The organism is Amycolatopsis panacis (assembly GCF_003600245.1).
In the GTDB taxonomy this organism is placed as follows: domain Bacteria; phylum Actinomycetota; class Actinomycetes; order Mycobacteriales; family Pseudonocardiaceae; genus Amycolatopsis; species Amycolatopsis sulphurea.
Genome location: NZ_QZFV01000114.1, coordinates 16,078 through 35,015, shown reverse-complemented (window position 1 = coordinate 35,015; position 18,938 = coordinate 16,078). Strand labels below are relative to the sequence as shown.

The window sequence follows — 18,938 nt, the reverse complement described above, 5'->3', positions numbered from 1 at the left end:
ACTCTGAGTCTGTGAAGGGTCCCTTCACGGACCCGAAACCGGTCCGGCGCACGCCACGAGGTGGTCGCACACACACCTCCGCATCGCCCGCTGCCGGGCCCCCGACCAACTTTGCCGGGGCCCTGGCCTCAGAGTCCGTGAAGGGTCCCTTCACAGCCATTCCGGGAGTGAGGTCGAATCAGCCCGCTACCGCGTCGACGCCGGTAAGGCGTGCCGGGCGGACGCGCACCAGGACCTTCCCTGGTGAGACGGCGTAGCCGACGTATCCGTCCCTGGCCTCGGCGGGCAGGTATCGCCGGGCGATCGCCTCGGCGCCCGCGCGGACCTGCGCCGGGTCGGCGACGATCTCGCCGTCGCCCTCGACGGTGACGAACGAGTACGGCGCCACGTCGTCGTGCACGGTCAGCGCCAGCGTCGGCGTGTTGTCCAGATTGCGTCCCTTGACGCTGTCCCGGCTGAGATTCAGCAGCACGTCGGAGCCGTCGACCGCGTACCAGAGCGGCACCGCGTGCGGGCGCCCGTCCGGACGGACCGTGGCGAGCACCGCGCTGCGGGTGCCTTCGGCGAGGAAGGCCAGCGCACGGCCGGGAGTCATCGTGGTGGGCATCGGAACCTCCGGAATCAGGGTCAGTAGGTGGCGGCGAGGCCGAACGCCGGGAACAGCGTGGCGTCGAACGTGGTGAACTCGGCGACCTTGCCTTCGCGCATGCGCATGACGTCGAGCTTGAACGCGCGGAAGACGGTGTCCCCGGGACGGCGCAGGTAGCTGGCCAGCGTGGGCTGGCGGTTCGCGCGGGTGATGACCAGCCGCCAGTCGCCCATCCGGTCCGGGCCGAAGGCGATCTCGTGCAGCGGCGCCATCGAGGCGAGGCCGTCGTAGCAATCCGGGTTCGGCGGCATGGTCACACGCACGTCGTCGCGGATCAGCGTGGTGAACGCGCTGGTGTCGCACTCCTCGTGGGCGCGGGCGAGCTTCTGCACGAGTTCGCGTTCCTCGGTGGTCGGATCGTCTGTCACCCATTCGGCCGAGCGCGCGGGCAGCCGGTCCCGCATGGTGGCGCGCGCCCGCTGGAGAGCGCTGTTCACCGACGGCACGCTGGTTTCCAGCAGCGTCGCGGTCTCGGCGGCCGGCCAGTCCAGGACCTCGCGCAGGATGAACACGGCGCGCTGCTGCGGGGGCAGGAACTGCAGCACGGCGAGGAATCCGAGTTCGATCGTCTCGCGCGCCACCGCGGCTTCCTCGGGTGCTTCGTCGAGCAGCCGGTCCGGATACGGCTGCAGCCACGGCACTTCGGCGAACGAGGTCAGCGCCGGAACCTGACGGCCGCGGCGTCGGATCGCGTCGAGACACGCCGTCGTGGCCACCCGGTACAGCCAGGCGCGCAGGTTGGTGCCGTCCTCGTACTGCTCACGGGAACGCCACGCGCGCAGCATCGTGTCCTGCACGGCGTCGTCGGCGTCCTCGAACGACCCGAGCATCCGGTAACAGTGCACGTGCAGTTCGCGGCGATGCTGGTCGGCGCGCGCGGCGAACTCGGGGTCGGCGGCGATGAGCTGCTCCGTTCCGGTCATGGCGGGTTCCTTCCGGTGCGAGTCTGCCCTGCTGGCAGCGCTTACGGGAGGTGGAACGACGCCGGACCCCGAAACTCATCGGTCCGCCGATGAGCTTTTCCCGCCAGCCCGGCTTCCCGGGGACGGTCGGCAAAGGCTGTGAAGGGACCCTTCACGGACGCAGAAGCTGTGAAGGGTCCCTTCACAGCTTCTGAGTCCGAGGGTGAGTCAGTGCCCGGCGTCGCGGGTGCCGGACCACGCGGCCCACAGCGTCGCGTAACGCCCGCCTGCGGACACGAGTTCGTCGTGCGTACCGGACTCGACGACGGCGCCTGCCTCGAGAACCACGATGCGGTCGGAGGCGGCGGCCTGGGTCAGTCGGTGCGCGACGACGAGGCCGGTCCGGCCCGCGAGCGCGGCCGCGGCCGCGGCCTCCAGGGTTCGCGCGCCGGAGCTGCCCGCCTCGGCGGTCGCCTCGTCGAGGATCGCCACCGGGGGATCGGCGAGCACGAGCCGCACGAGGGCGAGCTGCTGCGCCTGGGTGACGGTCAGCTGGTGACCACCCTCGCCGACGACGGTGGCGAGGCCGTCCGGCAGCGCTTCGGCCCAGTCGAGCGCGCCGACGGCGGACAGCGCGGCACGCAGCTCCGCGTCGGTCGCTTCCGGTGCGGCGAGCCGGAGATCGTCGGCCAGGGTGCCGCTGAACACGTGCACTTCCTGGCTGATCAGGGCGACCATACGGCGCGTCGCGGCCGGTCCCAGTTCTTCGAGGGGCACGCCGCCGAGAGAGACCGTTCCGGTGCTCGTGTGGTGGATGCCGGCAATGAGCTTCGCCAGCGTCGTCTTGCCCGCACCGCTGGCGCCGACGAGGGCGACGCGTTCGCCGGGCGCCAGTTCGAGATCCACTTCGCGCAGCACCGGGTGACCGTCCACATAGGAATGGCCGACGGCGGCGGCCTTGACCGAGGCGTCCACCGGCCGGGTGCGCCGGGCCGGTTCCGCGGGGGCGGGCAGATCGGCCACGCCGACCAGCCGGGCCAGGCTTGCGGCCGCCGCCTGCGCGTCGTCGACCAGGGCGAGCGCGGTGTTGATCGGGTTGAACAGGCTGTGGAAGTACAGCGCCGCCGCGGTCGCGACGCCGACCGTCGCGAGATCGGCGCCCACCAGCAGGAAACCGGTGGCCAGCACGGCGGACAGCCCGACGAACTCGGCCAGGTTGAGCCGTCCGTAGAAGCGGGTCATCAGCCGGATCCCGCTCAGCGTGAGCCCGACCGCGCCCTCCGAACGTCGTCGGACGCGCTCCACGTGCTCGTCGGCCAGCCGGTACGCGCGCACGGTCTTGGCGCCGCTGACGGTATCGAGCAGTTGCTGTTGCTGCGCGCCAACGGCGGCTCGTTGCGCGGCGTACAGCGGCTTCGCCTGACGTACGTACCAGCGCACGGTATGCAGCTGGATCGGCACGGCCAGCATCGCGGCGAGCAGGAAACGCCAGTCGAGCGCGGCCATCGCGCCCAGCGTGAGCACGATGGTGAGCACCGCGCGGAACAGCTCCGGCAGCGCTTCCCGGAGCGCTTCGGCGACCACCGAAACGTCGTTCGTGACGCGGGTGGTCAGGTCGCCGGACCCGGCCTTCTCCACCCGCTCCAACGGCAGGCCCAGCGCCCGGTCGACGAACCGCTCGCGCAGGTCGGCCAGCATCGTCTCGCCGAGCCGGGCGAGCATCGCGACGCCGAGCGCGGTGGCGACCGCGGAGCCGATGGCCACCAGCACCAGCTCGACCACTGGGGTGACCAGATCGCTCGCGGGCCGGTGCGTGGCGACGAGGTCGACGACGTGGCCGAGCAGGGGAGCGGTGAGCAGCCCGATCGCGGTCGCGCCGATGATGAACACGAACGCTCCGGCCGCGCGTCCTTTTGATGGGCGCAGTAGATCGCGGAGTACGGCGCGGATTCGTGTTCCGCTCGCGGTGGGCAGTAGTTCGCGGGCGTTCACCGGGTCACCGTCGCGGGGTAGGCGGTCTGGTCGTGGATTAGTGGGGTGTGGCTGTCTTCGAGCAGGGACGCCCCGGCCGCTGGCCCCTTCGATGGGTGCAGCAGGTCTCGGAGTACGGCGCGGATGCGTGTGCTGCTCGCGGTGGGCAGTAGTTCGCGGGCGTTCACTGGGTCACCGTCGCGGGGCAGGCGGTCTGGCCGTGGATCAGCGGGGAGCGGCTGCCATCGACCACGAGCGCCCCGGCCGCGCGCCCCTTCGATGGGCGCAGCAGATCCCGCGGCACGGCGCGGATGCGTGTGCCGCTCGCGGTCGGCAGCAGTTCCCGGGCCGTCACGAGAGCACCGCCGCCCGGTAGGCGGCCTGGTCGCGGACCAGTTCGGCGTGGCTGCCTTCGGCGCTCACCTGCCCGTCCTCCAGCAGCACGACGCGATCCGCGGCGGCCAGCAGCGCGGGGCTGGTCGTGACGAGGATGGTGGTCCGCGCCCGGCGGACCTGTGCGACACCGGCCGCGATCCGTGCCTCGGTGACGGTGTCCACGGCCGTGGTCGGATCGTGCAGCACGAGTACCGGCGTGTCGGTGGCGAGCGCGCGGGCGAGAGCGACCCGTTGCCGCTGCCCGCCGGAGAGCGAGCGTCCGCGTTCGGTGACCGCGGTCGCGGTGCCCTGCGGCAGGGCCTCGGCCACTTCGTCGGCTGCTGCCGCGGCGAGCACACCTTCCGGCAGCCTGGCCGTTCCGCCTCGCACGTTCTCCTCCAGGGTGCCTTCGAACAGGTCGGCGTCGTGCGCCGCGACGAGTACCGCCTCGCGCACCCGCACGGGGTCCACAGTGGACAGATCCACCGAGTCGATCCGCACGGTGCCGTGCGCCGGATCGGTGAACCGGCCGAGGCAGTCGAGCAGATCCGTGGCCGCGGCCGGGTCGGCGGTCACCACGCCGAGCAGCTCCCCGGGTGCCGCGGTGAGGTCCAGGCCGCGGAGTTTCCCGTGGGACACCTGGGAAAGCTCGACTCGTCCGGTCGGCGGCGAGGGGAGTGCCGCGTCGCCGCCGGGCACTGCGAGCGGGGCGTTGAGCACGGTCGCGACCCGGGCGGCGGACGCCCGGCCCTGCGCGAGCTGGCCGTTCACGCCGGAGAAGATCAGGAACGGCGACTGCAGATATTGCGCGAGCCCGACCGCGGCGACCAGATCGCCGACCGTCATGTCGCCTGCCGCCGCGAGCGAACCGCCGACCAGTGCGACCACCGCGATGAAGATCCCGGTGAGGGCCAGCAGCGCGCCGTTGTGCCAAGCCTGCGCGCGAGCGGCGCGGACGGTGGCGAAGAGCGATTTCTGGCTCGTGCGGCGATAGCGGGCGACGGCGGTGGGTTCCGCGCCGATGCCCTTGAGCACACGCAGGCCGGACACGAGATCGGCGGCGACACCGGACGCGTGCGCGGCTCGTTCCTGCTCGACCGCGCTGCGCTTCTCCAGCGGCTTGCCGATCAGATGCGCGAGGAACAGCAACGGCGGCGTGCCCAGCAGCACCAGCAATCCGAGCGGGACGGACATCCGCAGCAGCACCACGGCACTGACCACGAGCCCGGAAAGCCCGGCGACGCCCAGCGGGATCGCAGCGTTGACCCGTCCCACGCGGCGTGCGTCGGAAACCCCGACGCTGGCCAGCTCCCCGGCAAGGGCGCCGGTCTCCGCGCCGCCGCGCGGATGCAGCACCCGCCGGCTCAGCGCCAGCCGGATCTCGTGCGCCGACCGCACCGAAGCCCGCTCCGCGGCCCGCGCGCCGAACCGATAACTGGTCGACAGAACAAGGAAAACGACCGCGAGCACGGCCAGCCAGCCGACGAGCGTGAGCGCCGAGCTGTCCGCCACCGCCCGGTCCAGCACCACCCCGATGACCACGGGCACGAGCGCCTCGCCGCCTTGGTGACCCGCCGCGAGCAATGTCGCCAGCAGGACCGGTCTCCGCTGCCCGGCGATCGCCCGTCGCAGCACCTCGCGCCCGGTGGTCGCGCCCGCCGTGGTCACCGGTACCTCCGTGTCACTCGTCGTGGAAAGGTTAGGTTAGTCTAAGCTTTGCTGCCCTGTTCCCCGGAGGTGTCGTGGTTGTCAGCGTGAGCCCGCCGGCGCCGGTGGCCCCGCCCGTCCGGCGTGGCCGGACGGCGCGTGGTGCCGGGCTGATCGTGGCGTTCGCCGCGCTCGTGCTCATCATGCTCGTGAGCGTCTGGATCGGTTCGAAGAGCATCCCGTTCGGCTCGATCTGGTCGGTGCTCTGGCACGACGACGGCAGCGCGGACGCGGTGATCATCCACGACCAGCGCATCCCGCGGACGCTGCTGGGCGCGCTCGTCGGCGCGGCGCTCGGGCTGGCCGGCGCGGTGATGCAGGCGCTGACCCGCAACCCCCTGGCCGATCCGGGTCTGCTCGGGGTGAACAACGGCGCGTCCGCCGCGGTCGTCTCCGCGATCGCGTTCTTCGGGGTCAGCGGCGTGCTCGGCTACGTCTGGTTCGCCTTCCTCGGCGCGGCCGCGGCCTCGGTGGTGGTGTACGTGCTGGGAACGACGGGCCGGGCCGGGGCCAGCCCGGACAGGCTGGTGATGTCCGGCGCCGCGCTCACCGCCGTGCTGCAGGCGTACCTGAGCGCGATCCTGCTGCTCGACCCGAACACCTTCAACCAGTTCCGGTTCTGGAACGTCGGTTCGCTCAGCGGGCGCCGGGCGGACGTGCTGGTGCAGATCGCGCCGTTCGTGGCCGTCGGGATCGTGCTGGCCCTGCTGTTGGCACGGCCGCTGAACGCGCTCGCGCTCGGCGAGCAGACCGGGCGGGCGCTGGGCGCGCGGCCGGGCCGGACCCGGGTGCTCGGCGCGGTCGCGGTGACCCTGTTGTGCGGCGCCTCCACTGCGGCGATCGGGCCGATCACGTTCATCGGGCTGGCCGTCCCGCAGATGGTGCGGATCCTGGTCGGCCCGGACCAGCGCTGGGTGCTGCCCTACTCGATGGTGCTTTCCCCGGTGCTGCTGCTCGGTTCGGACGTGGTGGGCCGGGTGCTGAATCCGCCGGAGGAGCTTCAGGTCGGCATCGTCACCGCGTTCCTCGGCGCGCCGGTGTTCCTGGCGCTGTGCCGGCGGCGGAAGCTGGCGCGGCTGTGACCGCGGTGCGGGAGCGGCCCGCGGCGGTCCGGGTGCGGCCGCGGGCGCTGGTGACCGCGATCGTGCTCCTGGTCCTGGTGTTCGCGCTGGCCGCGGTGAGCATGACCACCGGGGATTACCCGCTGTCGGTGGCGGATGTGGTCAAGACGCTGTTCGGCTTGGGCGATGCCGGCACCGAGTTCATCGTGACCACGCTCCGGCTGCCACGGCTGGTGCTCGCGGTGCTGGTGGGGGCCGCGCTCGCGGTGAGCGGCGGGATTCTGCAGAGTCTGTCCGGCAATCCGCTGGGCAGCCCGGACGTGATCGGCTTCACCCAGGGCTCGGCCACCGGCGCGCTGCTGGTGATCGTGCTGGCACACGGCGATTCCGGGCAGGTCGCGCTCGGCGCGCTGGCCGGCGGGATACTCACCGCGCTGGTGGTCGGGCTGCTCGCCTACCGCCGCGGCGTCCAGGGCTTCCGGCTGATCCTGGTGGGCATCGGGATGGCGGCGATGCTGCTCGCGGCGAACTCGTACCTGGTCACCCGCGCCTCGCTGCAGGACGCGTTCTCGGCGCAGGCCTGGCAGGTGGGCGGGCTCAACGGCCGTGGCTGGGAGGAGGCAGTCCCGCTCGCGGTGGTCGTGGCGGTGCTGCTGCCGGTGGCCTTCGGCCTCGGGCGGCGGCTCTCCCTGCTGGAGATGGGCGACGACGCGGCCAAAGGTCTCGGCGTGCCGGTGGAACGCAGCCGGGCGCTGCTGATCGCCGCCGCGGTGGTGCTCTGTGCGGTCGCCACGGCGGCGGCCGGGCCGATCTCCTTCGTCGCGCTTTCCGCGCCGCAGCTGGCGAAACGGCTCACACGCTCGGCGCAGCCCGTTCTGGTGTGCTCGGCGCTGATGGGGGCGCTGCTGCTGGTCGCGAGCGATCTGGTGACCCGGGTCGTGTTCGGCGAGGAGGGCCTGCCGGTGGGTATCGCCACCGCCGCGATCGGCGGGCTGTACCTGATATGGCTGCTGTCCAGTCAGTGGCGGCGCAACCGCGGCTGAGCGCCGGGTCAGTGCTCGGCCGGTTCGGGGGCCTTCTCGATGGGCGTCGGTTCGCCGAACCGGGCCAGCGCGAGCGCCGCCGCGACCGCGAGCACGAACCCGGCCAGCGCTACCACCAGGAATCCCGGGCGGGTGCGGTCGCCGAGGAGCACGACGCCGATCAGGGAGGGCAGCACGGTCTCGCCGAGCACCATCATCGCGGTCGAGGTGGTCACGCTGCCGCGTTGCAATGCCGTGGCGTAGAACAACATCGCCAGGCCGCCCGCGACGGCCACCACGTACAGCGCGGGATCACGCAGCAGGTCCAGCGGCGCGAGGCTCGGGATCACCCGGCCGCTCACCGCGACCAGGCCGAAACAGAGCCCGGCGACCAGCCCGAGCGCGGGCGTCCGGATCCGGCGCCCGGCCTTGCCCGCGGCCAGCCCGGCGATCCCGAGCACCACGACCGTGCCGATCAGAGCCAGCCGGAAGCCGAGACCGACCTCGTTCGCCCCTTCGCTTTCCGCGGACGAGCCGAGCAACGCCAGTCCCGCGCAGACCACCGCGACCGCGGTCCACTCGCGGGCACCCAGCCGGACGCCGAACACCCGCACGGCCACCGCCGTCACCGCGAGGCTGGCGGCCTGCGTCGCCTGGACCACGAACAGCGGAAGCACGTGCAGCGCACCGATCTGCGCGACGAACCCGAGGACGTCGAGCCCCAGCCCGACCACGAACTTCCACTGCCGGAGCACCCGCAGCAACAGCCGCGGATCGACGCCCGCGCCGGCGTCCGGTGTCGCTTTCGCCGCCACCGCCTGCATCACCGAAGCGACGCCGTAGGCCACGGCTGAAAGCAACGCGCCCAGGAATCCCCACACCATGGCGTCGACCCTATGCCGGTCGTGATCGGCGCGCTCCGCCCGGACTCGCCGGCGGCCCGGCCGATAGGCTACGGGCATGGCAGATCAGCTGTACTTCCGCCAGTTGCTCGCCGGCCGGGACTTCGCGGCCGGCGATCCGGTCGCGACCCAGATGAGGAACTTCGCCTACCTCGTCGGCGACCGGGAGACCGGGGAAGCGGTGGTCGTCGACCCGGCCTACGCGGTGCGGGATCTGCTGGCCCTGCTCGAAGCGGACGGGATGCGGCTGACCGGCGCGATCGCCACGCACTACCACGCCGACCACGTCGGCGGCGACCTGATGGGCATCCCGCTGCCCGGAATCGCCGAGCTGCTCGCCGAAGCACCGGTGCCGGTGCACGTCAACGCGGTGGAGCGGGAGTGGGTCGGCCGGGTCACCGGCGTGTCCGAGGCGGACCTGCGCGGGCACGAGCACGACGACGTGCTGAGCGTCGGCTCGATCGACATCCGGCTGTTGCACACCCCCGGGCACACCCAGGGCAGCCAGTGCCTGCTGGTCGGCGACCGGCTGATCACCGGGGACACGCTGTTCCTCGAAGGCTGTGGCCGCACCGACCTGCCCGGCGGCGATTCGGACGAGATCTTCCGCAGCCTGCAGGGCCTCGCCGGGCTGCCCGGCGACCCGGTGGTCTATCCCGGGCACCAGTACTCGCCGGAGCCCTCGGCCGCGCTGTCGCGGGTGAAGGCGGCCAACTTCGTGTTCCGGCCGCGGTCGCTGGAGCAGTGGCGGCAGTTGTTCTCGGGCTGACCGGGCGCTGAGACGGGTCGGCCGGGGCCGCCGACGGCGCCGTGCCGGAATGAGGTTAGGCTAACCTCGTGTCCGGTTCGGCGCCGGGTTTCGCGGCGCCCGGGAGAAAGGTCCGTCGTCATCGTGAAGAAGCCCTCCCTCCTCGGTGTGGTGTCCGCTGCCGCGCTGCTCCTGCTGAGTGCGTGTTCGAGCGGGACGGAGCCCGCGAAGCCCGCCGGTGGCGCCGCGGCGGCGGACGGGTTCGCGTTCCCGGTCACCGTGCCGACGAAGTTCGGCGACGTCACCGTGGAGAAGAAGCCCGAACGCGTGGTCGCGCTCGGCTGGGGTGACGCGGAGACGGCGCTGGAGCTGGGCGTCCAGCCGGTCGGGGCGTCGGACTGGCTGCAGTTCGGCGGCACCGGCGTCGGCCCGTGGGACGCGGCCAAGTACCAGACCCCGCCGCAGCTGATCCAGACGCTCGAACCGAGCTACGAGAAGATCGCCGCGCTCAAACCCGACCTGATCCTCGACGTGCGCGGTTCCGGCGATCAGAAGCGGCACGACCTGCTTTCGAAGATCGCGACCACGGTCGGGGTCCCGGCCGGGGCGGACAACTACCTGACCTCCGCCGAGCAGGAGACCAGGACCATCGCCGCCGCGCTCGGCGCGAAGAAGCAGGGTGACGAGCTGCTCGCCAAGGTGGACAAGGCCTTCGCCGCGGCGGCCGCGGCGCACCCCGCGTGGAAGGGCAAGTCCGTCACCGTGGCCACCCGCACCGCCGAGGGCTGGGGCGCCTACACCGAGGGCGACGTGCGCCTCGGGTTCCTGCAGAAGCTCGGCTTCACACAGTCGCCCTCGATCGCCAAGCTCAAGCCGAACTCGGGCGGGTTCTCCGCTTCGATCTCCGACGAGCAGCTCGGTCTCCTGGACGCGAACCTGATCGTCGCGTTCCCGATCTTCATCGACCGCAAGCAGATCGACGGCGATCCACAGTGGACACTGATACCGGCGGTCAAGGACAACCGTTCGATCGTGATCGACGGGGAACTGTCCAACGCGTTCTCCGCCGGCACCCCCGGCGCGCAGCTCTACGCGCTCGACAAGCTCGTGCCGCTGATGGAGAAGTCCGGGCTCAAGTAGCCCGGCCGATCAGAGGCGCTCCGGGGAGACTTCGATCAACGGCAGTTTCTCCAGCTCCGCAACGGACATCGACGCCGTTGCGCGGCGCAGCCGGTCCTGGTGCTCGGTGATCCTGCGCTCCACGATCCCGCTGAGTTCGTAGGCCAGCGCGCCGGTCTGGCGGACGGTGGTGTCGTCCAGCGCCGCGTGCGGGGTGGAGGTGACGGCGATGCCGGCGGCGTGTCCTCCGGCATCCTGCGCGGCACCGACCGTGAACTGCTCGCGCGGGTTGCGGGAGGGGTCGGCGTAGTGCTTGCGCAGCTTCCGTAAAACCTTGTGCCACTCCAGGACTTCGCCGCGCAGCCGGGTTGAGGTGACGTCCTCGTCGGTCAGCGGGCCGCGGGCGAAACATCGCGCGTAGGACAGCAGCGCGGTCGTCCAGAGCGACTCCACGGTCAGGTCGTCGCGTTCGCCGTCCCGGGCGAGCGCGGCGATCAGGCGTTCGCAGCAGGTCAGCACGGTCTGCAACTCGTCGAGCGCGGACACGAGCCCGGCCAGTGCCTGCGCGTCCGGGGTGGCGAGCTGCCGGATGGAGGACGGTCTGGCGGACGAGTTGGTCATGGGAGGGCCTGCCTGCCTCAGTGGTCGGGGGTGACGATGCCGTACTCGTGGATCTTGCGGTAGATCGTCGCTCGCGAGACGCCGAGCAGCCGGGCCGCGCGGGCCTTGTTGCCGTCCGCGTCCTCCAGGCCGCGCACGATCGCGTCGCGTTCGGTCTCTTCGAGGCGGTTGAGCTGCTTGCGTGCGACGGTGTGGAACTCGGGTGGCAGATCGTAAGGATGGACGGCTCCGGTCCGGCGCTGCTGCCCGACTCGCTTGAGCACCTCGTAGAGCTGCGTGACGTTGCCCGGCCAGGCAGCGCGCATCAGCAGGTGCATCGCCGTCGGTGCGCAGGTGAGCTGGCCACCGTGGCCGAGTTTGGACAGGAAAAGCGGAACCAGCTCGCTCAAATCCTCGGCGTGCGCGCGAAGCGGCGGGACGGTGACGGTGCGCGGGAAGAGTGACAGAAGGGCGGCCAGCTCGGACCCGGTCTCCGTGTCGGAACCCAAGGTGAGCACGACCCACGGCGGCTTCGCGCCGGACGGCGAGCGGGCTTCGCGAAGAACGTCGGCGAGGGTGTGCGCTTCGGACACGCCGAGCTGGTCGGCGTGCCGGACGATCAGGGCTTCGACCGGATCCGTGAGCAGCTCCTCAACCAGTTCCCGGTCCCAGGACGGACCGGCGAGCGCGGCATCGAGGGTGTGCACCCGGCCCGCCGGGTTGTGCCGCCGGTGGACGCCTTGGGCCACGGCGTGCTTGCCGGTGCCCGGTTCGCCGGCGAGGACCAGCCAGTCCCGCCGCGCGTAGGCGTCGTCGACTTCGTGACAGCAGCGCAGCCACGGTGCCGAAGAGCCGACCACGCCCGGCAGAAACAGCGGCAGGATCGGTGCCGCCTGCACCCGCTCGTCGTCGTTCTCCAGGAGCTTGGCCGACAGCACGGTGCCGGCGGTGGACGTCTCGTTGTCTCCGCTGATCGTGCGGCAGTGCATCCGCACCCGGCTCCCGGTGGTCAGCGCGACGGTGGCGGTCGCTCGGGGGCCGGTGGCCAGCGCTTCGGCGGCGTGGGCCAGCAGCACGGTCTGGTCGGCCGGGTCCAGCAGCTGCCGCGCGGCGTCGTTCATCATCACCAGGTTGTCGTTGACCGCCATGACGATGCCCGTGCTGCGGCGGCAGGCTTGCAGATATGCCTGGAACAGGATCAGTTCACGGATGTTGCTGTGCAGCAGCAGCGACTGGCGGATCTGCTCGGCCGCCGTGCGGGCCAGCGCGATCAGCAGCCCGCCGGCGTCCCTGCGCCAGCAGGTGAGGTCGACCGCGCCGATCGTCTTGCCGGAGATCGGGTGCTGGATCGGCACCGCCGCGCAGGCGAGGTCCTCCAGGTGCTCGGCGTAGTGCTCGTGGCCGAACACGTGCGCCGGCCGGCCCTCGTACAGCGCGGTCCCGATCCCGTTCGTGCCCACGAACCGCTCGCCGTAGTTGAATCCGGGCAATAACTCCACGCCCTCCAGATGCCGGTGCAGGTCCGGGTCGCCGGTGCGCTGGCTCAGCACGACCCCGCTCGGGTCGGTCACGATGAGGCTGATCGGCTGTCCGGCGAGCTGGTCACCCAGCCGGGCGAGCACGGGCGCGGCGCCGCGGACGAGGGGGACCTCGAGATCCCGGTCGTCGACGTAGGGCAGGGCGATGTGATCGGCGGGCACCCGGAGATCGCGCGAGCGGCGCCAGGAGGACAGGATCGGCTGCCGCACCTGGTCGGTCTCGACGGCCGCGGACGTCAGGAACCGCACCCGGGCCTGCGCCAGGTTGTCGTCGTCGGCGGCCACGGTGGCCGGAGGACTCTTCGATTGGGGAAGATCGTCCACGGGATCTCCCTCCTGCGCCCGCCGGGCACGGCGGAAGGAACGCATGCGGGTGTCCTGGGTGCCAGCGTACGGGACCGCACGCGCCCCGGCGGTGTCTCAGATTGAGACAGCTTCGGGACCGGTCCGGGCGTCTGCTGGATTACGGGGACGAAGGAGGCGCCCTATGTCCGGCGAGCGGCCGTACCGGCCGGCACCGCAGACCTGCAACCCGTGGACGATCGTCGACCTGGTCTTCCGGTACCTGGCAGATCAGGGCCTGCACCCGGTCCTGGGGGAGGCCGGCAATCCCGGCGAACCGGCCGCGCGGCTGCTGTGCGCGCTCGGGATCGTGCCGGAAACGCAGGGCGACCAGCGGGCGCGCGACGTCGCGAAGGAGGAGCTCGCACGGTTGCGCACGGCGCTGCTGGACGAGCCCGGAGATGTCCCAGATTGAGACTCGGCGCCCGCGCGGGCGGGCTTCTAATCGAAGTGTGGGACGTGCGTCCCGAGCCGAACCGTGCTGCCCGATCCGGGCGCCAGGTCGGTGCAGCACCAGCCGTCGGTGCGAGCGACGGGTGAGGAGAGACCCATGAGCCGCCAGAGTGTGGCGAAGGCCCATCAGAAGATCCAGGAACTGTCCTGGGAACCGGCCTATCACGAGCCGGTGTCGCAGTACGGGACCGACTACACCTTCCAGAAGGCGAAGAAGAAGGACCCGCTCAAGCAGGTTCTGCGGTCCTACTTCCCGATGCAGGAGGAAAAGGACCACCGCGTGTACGGCGCGGAGGACGGTGCCATCCGCGGCAACATGTTCCGTCAGGTGCAGGAGCGCTGGCTGGAGTGGCAGAAGCTGTTCCTGAGCATCATCCCGCTGCCGGAGATCTCGGCGGCCCGGGCGATGCCGCTGCTGTTCCGCACGGTGCCGAATCCGGAGCTGCACAACGGCCAGGCGATCCAGATGATCGACGAGGTCCGGCACTCCACGATCCAGCAGAACCTCAAGCGCCTCTACATGAACAACTACATCGACCCGGCAGGCTTCAATTCCAGCCTGCGCAACTTCCAGAACGACTACTGCGGGACCATCGGCCGGCAGTTCGCCGAGGGGTTCATCACCGGTGACGCGATCACCGCGGCCAGCATCTACCTGACGATCGTCGCGGAGACGGCGTTCACCAACACGCTGTTCGTGGCCATGCCCGCCGAGGCAGCCGCCAACGGCGATTACCTGCTGCCGACGGTGTTCCACTCGGTGCAGTCCGACGAGTCCCGGCACATCAGCAACGGCTACGCGACGCTGCTGATGGCACTGTCCGACGAGAGCAATCACCAGCTGCTCGAACGCGACCTGCGGTACGCGTGGTGGAACAACCACCGCGTGGTGGACGCCGCGATCGGCACGTTCATCGAATACGGCACGAAGGACCGCCGCAAGGAACGGGAAAGCTACGCGGAGATGTGGCGCCGTTGGATCTACGACGACTACTACCGCAGCTACCTGGTACCGCTGGAGAAGTACGGCCTGGTCATTCCGCATGACCTGATCGAGGAGGCGTGGAACCAGATCTGGAACAAGGGGTACGTGCACGAGGTCGCCCAGTTCTTCGCGACCGGCTGGCTGGCCAACTACTGGCGGATCGACCCGATGACCGACGAGGACTTCGAGTGGTTCGAGTACAAGTACCCCGGCTGGTATGACAAGTACGGCAAGTGGTGGGAGAACTACGCGCGGCTGTCCATGCCGAACGGGCACAACCCGATCGCGCTGGAAGACGTCGACTACGTGTACCCGCACCGCTGCTGGACCTGCATGGTGCCGTGCCTGGTCCGCGAGGACATGGTCATGGAGAAGGTGGACGGGCAGTGGCGGACCTACTGCTCGGAGCCGTGCCGCTGGACCGACGCCGAGGCGTTCCGGCCGACCTACCAGGGCCGGCAGACGCCGAACATGGGCCAGCTGATCGGCCTGCGGGAGTGGGAGACCCTCTACCACGGCTGGAACTGGGCGGACGTCGTGTCCGACATGGGTTACGTCCGCGACGACGGGAAGACCCTGGTCGCGCAGCCGCATCTGAACCTGGATCCGAAGAAGATGTGGACGCTGGACCACCTGCGCCGGTGCCCGCCGCTGCAGAGCCCGAACGTACTGCTCAACGAGATGACCGATGCCGAGCGGGCCGCGTTCGCGGCCGATTACAACCGCCAGGGACCGGCCGGGCGCCCGGCGCCCGCGAACGTCTGAGGCGGGCCGGGAGAGCCGGCAGCGGAAGGGTTCCACCGGGTCCTTCCGCCGCCGGTGCCGCGGAGCGCAGCGCCGGACCCGATGAGGAGCCATGGGAGAAAAGCACCTGGTGCGGTTCGAGCCGGTCGGGATCGAGATCGAGGCCGACGAGGACCAGACCGTTTTGCGCGCCGCGGCCGAGCAGGGCGTGCTGCTCATGCACGGCTGCAAGGAGGGCCAGTGCGCCTCCTGCAAGTCGTTCCTGCTCGAAGGCGACGATGTCGAGCTGGATCGCTACTCGACCTTCGCGCTGCCCGACTACGAGAAGGAGGAGGGGTTCACGCTGCTGTGCCGGGCGCACGCCTACGAGGACCTGACGATCGAGCTGCTCAACTACGACGAGGAGATGATCCGCTCCGGGCTGCCGATCGTGCAGGCGGTCGTGGAGGTGGTCTCGGCCGAGCACGTCACGCACGATCTGCGGCACCTGATCGTGGCGCTGGTCGAGCCGGGGGAACTGAAGTTCTTTCCCGGGCAGTACCTGGATTTCGCGATCCCGGGCACCGGGGAGACCCGGTCGTTCTCGATGGCGAACGTGCCGGGCCGGGCGGGCGGGCGGCTGGAGTTCGTGATCAAGATCTATCCGGACGGGTTGTTCTCGCGGTTCCTCGACACCCAGGTCCACCCCGGCGACCGGCTGGAGGTCTCCGGGCCGTTCGGCGCGTTCACCCTGCGGGACTCCCCGGGCGCCGATCTGGTCTTCGTCGGTGGCGGAGCGGGCATGGCGCCGATCCTGTCGCTGCTGCGGTCGATGGCCGACCGCGGCATCGACCGGAAGGCGACCTTCTACTACGGCGCGCGGGCCAGGCGGGATCTGTGCTTCGAGCAGGAATTGCGGGCGCTGGAGCAGACGCTGCCGTCGTTCCGCTACGTGCCCGCCCTATCCGAGCCCGGCGAACAGGACGAGTGGGACGGGGCGACCGGCCTGATCACCGATGTGCTGCGGCACAACGAGTCCGATCTGACCGGCGCCGACGCGTATGTGTGCGGGCCGCCGCCGATGGTGGAGGCCGCGCTGGACCTGCTGCCGAAGCTCGGGGTCGCGGAGAAACGCGTCTTCTACGACAAGTTCACCACCACCGGGGAGCCGGACGGGCCCTGACCGGGACGAATGCCTTGACAGGTAAAGGAAGAGCCGATGACCATCACGCCAGAGCGCAGCGTGCCGAAGCCGGTTTTCACCGACGCCGAGGCGGGCGCGAAGAATTTCCCGGACGCGAGCCTGCGCCGGTTCACCTACTTCACCCCGGCCAAACGCAAGCAGAGCCACTACGAGGACGTCACGGTCGAAGTGCAGCCCGATCCCCGGCACTACCTGTCGCAGGGCTGGCTGTACGGATTCTCGAACGGAGTCGGCGGCTATCCGCTGGAGTGGACCAAGCTCAAGGCCTGGGGCAGCGACCGTCCCGTGCCCCCGCACGGGCGCGGCACCGGCGGCAAGGGGTACGACTGGCCCGCGCTGGGGTGGCACGAATTCCGTGACCCCAACGAGGAATGGGAGATGACCCTTTACCGCTACAACGCGAACGTGGTCCGCCAGCTGAACCAGAACGTCGAGGCGGCGCGCCAGTGCAAGGCCTTCGAGCAGTGGAACCCGAACTGGGTGACCTTCGTGGCGCAGCACCTGGGCGCGTGGATGCACGTCGACCACGGCTTGGGCCTCTACCTGTTCGCCAACGCCAACCGGCGCGCGCCGACCAACATGCACAACAACGCGATCTCGGTCAACAGCATGCACCGGATCCGCGCCGCGCAGGATCTCGCGCTGTACAACCTCACCCTGACCGAGGAGATCGAGGGCTTCGACGGATCGGCCCACCTGAGCACGTGGGATTCCGACCCGGCTTGGCAGGGTGTTCGCCGGGTCGCCGAGGAGCTGACCGGAATCGACGACTGGTGCGAGGCGGTCTTCGCGGGCAACGTGGTGTTCGAGCCGCTGGTCGGGGAGATGTTCCGCAGCAACCTGGTCCAGCAGGCCGCGCCGGCCAACGGGGACTTCGTCACCCCGACCATCGTCGGTGCCGAGGAGTACGACTTCGCCGAGCGGGACCTGCGCTACACCCGGGCGATGTTCCGGCTGCTGACCGACGACCGGGAGTTCGCGGAGCACAACAAGAATCTGCTGCAGCAGTGGCTGGCGAACTGGGTGCCCCGCTGCCTCGCCGCGGTGCGGACGCTGCAGCCGGTGTGGTCGCAGCCCGACGCGAAGCCACCCCGGTTCGAAGACGGTCTCGACCGGGCGAAGAGCCGGTTCGAGGGCATCCTGTCCGATCTCGGCCTGCACACACCGAAGGAGCTGGCGCAGTGACTACGTTCACCACGGCGGAAAGCCCGTTCAAAGTCGACAGCACCGCCTCCAACCGGTGCGGCTTCACCTTGATGAACAACCAGGTCGGCGTGATCGTCTCGGAGGTGATGGACCGCTACGACAATGTCACCATCACCCCGCTGCCGTCGATGATCCGGGTCGACGCGGTGGGCCGGATGGACCTGGTGTACGCGGACGTCGACGAGGCCGCCGGCGAGGAAGAGGGCTGGTTCAACTCCGCGGAGTTCGAGGAGAGCATGTCCACCCACTACGGCCGGATGGTGCACCTCGACGATCGCACGATCATGTTCGCCAACCCCGAGGACGCGGCCGAGTACCTCGACTTCGACCTCAAACCCCTCCGCTGAACCGCCGGCGCGAGCCCCGGGAGGACAACGATGTATGAGAAGGACGGCGAAAAGTACTTCGTGGTCGACGGCCACACGCACTTCTGGGACGCCAGCCCGCAGAACTGGGTGCCCGGGCAGGAGGAGTACGCGAAGGGCTGGATCGAGTGCTTCCACGCCTACCAGGGGCTCGGCCCGCCCGACACGCACTGGCCGATCGACCGGTTCCAGAAGTACTCCGAAGAGCTGATGATGCACGACCTGTTCGAGGTCGGGCACGTGGACAAGGCGATCTTCCAGCCGACCAACCTCCGGCAGTGGTACGTCGACGGGTTCAACACCACCGAATCCGACGGCGCTATGGCGGAGCGGCACCCGGGCCGGTTCCTGGTCAACACGACGTTCGACCCGCGTGAGGGCGAAGCGGGGATGCGCGCGTTCGAGGAACGGGTGAAGCGCTACGGCTGCAAGGGCGTCAAGCTCTACACCGCCGAGTGGCGGGGCGACTCGCGCGGCTGGAGCCTCAAGGATCCCGAAGCCGCCCGGTACCTGGAAAAGTGCGAGGAACTCGGGGTACGGAACATTCATGTCCACAAAGGACCGACGATCTGGCCGCTGGACAAGGACGCCTTCGATGTGTCCGACATCGATTACGTCGCCACCAATTTCCAGGGCTTGAACTTCATCGTCGAACACGTGGGCCTGCCGCGCATCGAGGACTTCTGCTTCATGGCCACCCAGGAGCGCAACGTCTACGCCGGCCTCGCGGTCGTCGTCGGCGGCCTGATGCACGCACGGCCGAAGTTCTTCGCGAAGGTCATGGGCGAGCTGATGTTCTGGCTCGGCGAGGACAAGCTGATCTTCGGCGCCGACTACGCGATCTGGGAACCGAAGTGGCAGGTGGAGGGCTTCGTCGACTGGACCATGCCCGCCGATGACGAACTGTCCGACTTCGCGCCGCTGACGGTGGTCCAGAAGAAGAAGATCCTCGGTCTCAACGCGGCCCGGCTGTACGACATCGACGTGCCCGCCGAGTTGCGGGTCGAGGACGCGCCGGTCGTCGAACCGGTCGGTGTGCCGGGGCCATGACGGCCACGGACGCCGC

Annotated in this window: 18 protein-coding genes; 10 read left to right on the top strand and 8 right to left on the bottom strand. The window is 70.2% G+C overall.

Annotated elements, in window-relative coordinates:
* Window positions 1-178: 178 nt before the first annotated feature.
* The 5 genes from D5S19_RS24850 to D5S19_RS24835 form a co-directional block, all read right to left on the bottom strand.
* Window positions 179-607 (bottom strand): PPOX class F420-dependent oxidoreductase, encoded by a 429-nt coding sequence (locus D5S19_RS24850; RefSeq protein ID WP_120025804.1) that lies wholly within the window; start codon window positions 605-607, stop codon window positions 179-181.
* Window positions 608-627: 20 nt separating this feature from the next.
* Window positions 628-1,572, bottom strand: coding sequence for an RNA polymerase subunit sigma-70 (locus D5S19_RS24845; protein ID WP_120025803.1), 945 nt, complete (start codon window positions 1,570-1,572; stop codon window positions 628-630).
* Between the two features lie 207 nt (window positions 1,573-1,779).
* Entirely contained in the window at window positions 1,780-3,543 is a 1,764-nt protein-coding gene (locus tag D5S19_RS24840; protein ID WP_120025802.1) for an ABC transporter ATP-binding protein, read from the bottom strand.
* 163 nt (window positions 3,544-3,706) lie between these two features.
* Window positions 3,707-3,877, bottom strand: a complete 171-nt coding sequence (locus tag D5S19_RS32115; RefSeq protein WP_158605633.1) for a hypothetical protein — start codon at window positions 3,875-3,877, stop codon at window positions 3,707-3,709.
* On the bottom strand, window positions 3,874-5,565 hold the full coding sequence (locus D5S19_RS24835) for an ABC transporter ATP-binding protein (protein ID WP_120025801.1): 1,692 nt from the start codon (window positions 5,563-5,565) through the stop codon (window positions 3,874-3,876). Before D5S19_RS24835 ends, D5S19_RS32115 begins: the two co-directional genes overlap by 4 nt.
* 74 nt (window positions 5,566-5,639) lie before the next feature.
* Here D5S19_RS24835 and D5S19_RS24830 point away from each other — a divergent pair, with 74 nt between their 5' ends.
* Both D5S19_RS24830 and D5S19_RS24825 read left to right on the top strand, forming a co-directional pair.
* A complete protein-coding gene (locus D5S19_RS24830; protein WP_407641789.1) occupies window positions 5,640-6,686 on the top strand; it encodes a FecCD family ABC transporter permease in 1,047 nt (348 codons plus the stop codon).
* Complete coding sequence (locus tag D5S19_RS24825) at window positions 6,683-7,708, top strand: FecCD family ABC transporter permease (protein ID WP_120025811.1); 1,026 nt, start codon at window positions 6,683-6,685, stop codon at window positions 7,706-7,708. The genes D5S19_RS24830 and D5S19_RS24825 overlap by 4 nt, the downstream gene beginning before the upstream one ends.
* A gap of 8 nt (window positions 7,709-7,716) precedes the next feature.
* Here D5S19_RS24825 and D5S19_RS24820 read toward each other — a convergent pair whose 3' ends face one another.
* Complete coding sequence (locus tag D5S19_RS24820) at window positions 7,717-8,571, bottom strand: DMT family protein (RefSeq protein WP_120025800.1); 855 nt, start codon at window positions 8,569-8,571, stop codon at window positions 7,717-7,719.
* 76 nt (window positions 8,572-8,647) lie between these two features.
* On the opposite strand from D5S19_RS24820, the gene D5S19_RS24815 reads away from it, so the two are divergent.
* Both D5S19_RS24815 and D5S19_RS24810 read left to right on the top strand, forming a co-directional pair.
* On the top strand, window positions 8,648-9,358 hold the full coding sequence (locus D5S19_RS24815; protein WP_120025799.1) for an MBL fold metallo-hydrolase: 711 nt from the start codon (window positions 8,648-8,650) through the stop codon (window positions 9,356-9,358).
* A gap of 123 nt (window positions 9,359-9,481) precedes the next feature.
* Window positions 9,482-10,477: an iron-siderophore ABC transporter substrate-binding protein gene (locus D5S19_RS24810; protein ID WP_199730689.1), complete on the top strand. Its 996-nt coding sequence runs from the start codon at window positions 9,482-9,484 to the stop codon at window positions 10,475-10,477.
* 9 nt (window positions 10,478-10,486) lie between these two features.
* Here D5S19_RS24810 and D5S19_RS24805 read toward each other — a convergent pair whose 3' ends face one another.
* Together D5S19_RS24805 and D5S19_RS24800 are read right to left on the bottom strand one after the other, a co-directional pair.
* The gene (locus D5S19_RS24805; protein WP_233574137.1) at window positions 10,487-11,077 is read right to left on the bottom strand and encodes a hypothetical protein; all 591 of its coding nucleotides are present in this window, start codon (window positions 11,075-11,077) and stop codon (window positions 10,487-10,489) included.
* 17 nt (window positions 11,078-11,094) lie between these two features.
* Window positions 11,095-12,918, bottom strand: a complete 1,824-nt coding sequence (locus D5S19_RS24800; RefSeq protein ID WP_233574136.1) for a sigma-54-dependent Fis family transcriptional regulator — start codon at window positions 12,916-12,918, stop codon at window positions 11,095-11,097.
* Window positions 12,919-13,081: 163 nt separating this feature from the next.
* On the opposite strand from D5S19_RS24800, the gene D5S19_RS24795 reads away from it, so the two are divergent.
* The 6 genes from D5S19_RS24795 (at window position 13,082) to D5S19_RS24770 (ending at window position 18,922) form a co-directional block, all read left to right on the top strand.
* The gene (locus D5S19_RS24795) at window positions 13,082-13,351 is read left to right on the top strand and encodes a hypothetical protein (protein ID WP_120025796.1); all 270 of its coding nucleotides are present in this window, start codon (window positions 13,082-13,084) and stop codon (window positions 13,349-13,351) included.
* 135 nt (window positions 13,352-13,486) lie between these two features.
* The gene (locus tag D5S19_RS24790; protein WP_120025795.1) at window positions 13,487-15,139 is read left to right on the top strand and encodes a ferritin family protein; all 1,653 of its coding nucleotides are present in this window, start codon (window positions 13,487-13,489) and stop codon (window positions 15,137-15,139) included.
* Between the two features lie 91 nt (window positions 15,140-15,230).
* The gene (locus D5S19_RS24785) at window positions 15,231-16,280 is read left to right on the top strand and encodes an NADH:ubiquinone reductase (Na(+)-transporting) subunit F (RefSeq protein WP_120025794.1); all 1,050 of its coding nucleotides are present in this window, start codon (window positions 15,231-15,233) and stop codon (window positions 16,278-16,280) included.
* A gap of 36 nt (window positions 16,281-16,316) precedes the next feature.
* Window positions 16,317-17,486 (top strand): ferritin family protein, encoded by a 1,170-nt coding sequence (locus D5S19_RS24780; RefSeq protein WP_120025793.1) that lies wholly within the window; start codon window positions 16,317-16,319, stop codon window positions 17,484-17,486.
* A complete protein-coding gene (gene mimD, locus D5S19_RS24775) occupies window positions 17,483-17,854 on the top strand; it encodes a propane 2-monooxygenase effector subunit MimD (RefSeq protein WP_120025792.1) in 372 nt (123 codons plus the stop codon). Before D5S19_RS24780 ends, mimD begins: the two co-directional genes overlap by 4 nt.
* 30 nt (window positions 17,855-17,884) lie before the next feature.
* Window positions 17,885-18,922, top strand: a complete 1,038-nt coding sequence (locus D5S19_RS24770) for an amidohydrolase family protein (RefSeq protein ID WP_120025791.1) — start codon at window positions 17,885-17,887, stop codon at window positions 18,920-18,922.
* Window positions 18,923-18,938 lie beyond the last annotated feature (16 nt).

What these genes read in the sequence shown, in the direction of transcription:
- D5S19_RS24850 (WP_120025804.1), bottom strand. Translation starts at nt 607, where the DNA reads ATGCCCACCACGATGACTCCCGGCCGTGCGCTGGCCTTCCTCGCCGAA.
- D5S19_RS24845 (WP_120025803.1), bottom strand. Translation starts at nt 1,572, where the DNA reads ATGACCGGAACGGAGCAGCTCATCGCCGCCGACCCCGAGTTCGCCGCG.
- D5S19_RS24820 (WP_120025800.1), bottom strand. Translation starts at nt 8,571, where the DNA reads ATGGTGTGGGGATTCCTGGGCGCGTTGCTTTCAGCCGTGGCCTACGGC.
- D5S19_RS24815 (WP_120025799.1), top strand. Translation starts at nt 8,648, where the DNA reads ATGGCAGATCAGCTGTACTTCCGCCAGTTGCTCGCCGGCCGGGACTTC.
- D5S19_RS24805 (WP_233574137.1), bottom strand. Translation starts at nt 11,077, where the DNA reads ATGACCAACTCGTCCGCCAGACCGTCCTCCATCCGGCAGCTCGCCACC.
- D5S19_RS24795 (WP_120025796.1), top strand. Translation starts at nt 13,082, where the DNA reads ATGTCCGGCGAGCGGCCGTACCGGCCGGCACCGCAGACCTGCAACCCG.
- D5S19_RS24790 (WP_120025795.1), top strand. Translation starts at nt 13,487, where the DNA reads ATGAGCCGCCAGAGTGTGGCGAAGGCCCATCAGAAGATCCAGGAACTG.
- D5S19_RS24785 (WP_120025794.1), top strand. Translation starts at nt 15,231, where the DNA reads ATGGGAGAAAAGCACCTGGTGCGGTTCGAGCCGGTCGGGATCGAGATC.
- D5S19_RS24780 (WP_120025793.1), top strand. Translation starts at nt 16,317, where the DNA reads ATGACCATCACGCCAGAGCGCAGCGTGCCGAAGCCGGTTTTCACCGAC.
- D5S19_RS24770 (WP_120025791.1), top strand. Translation starts at nt 17,885, where the DNA reads ATGTATGAGAAGGACGGCGAAAAGTACTTCGTGGTCGACGGCCACACG.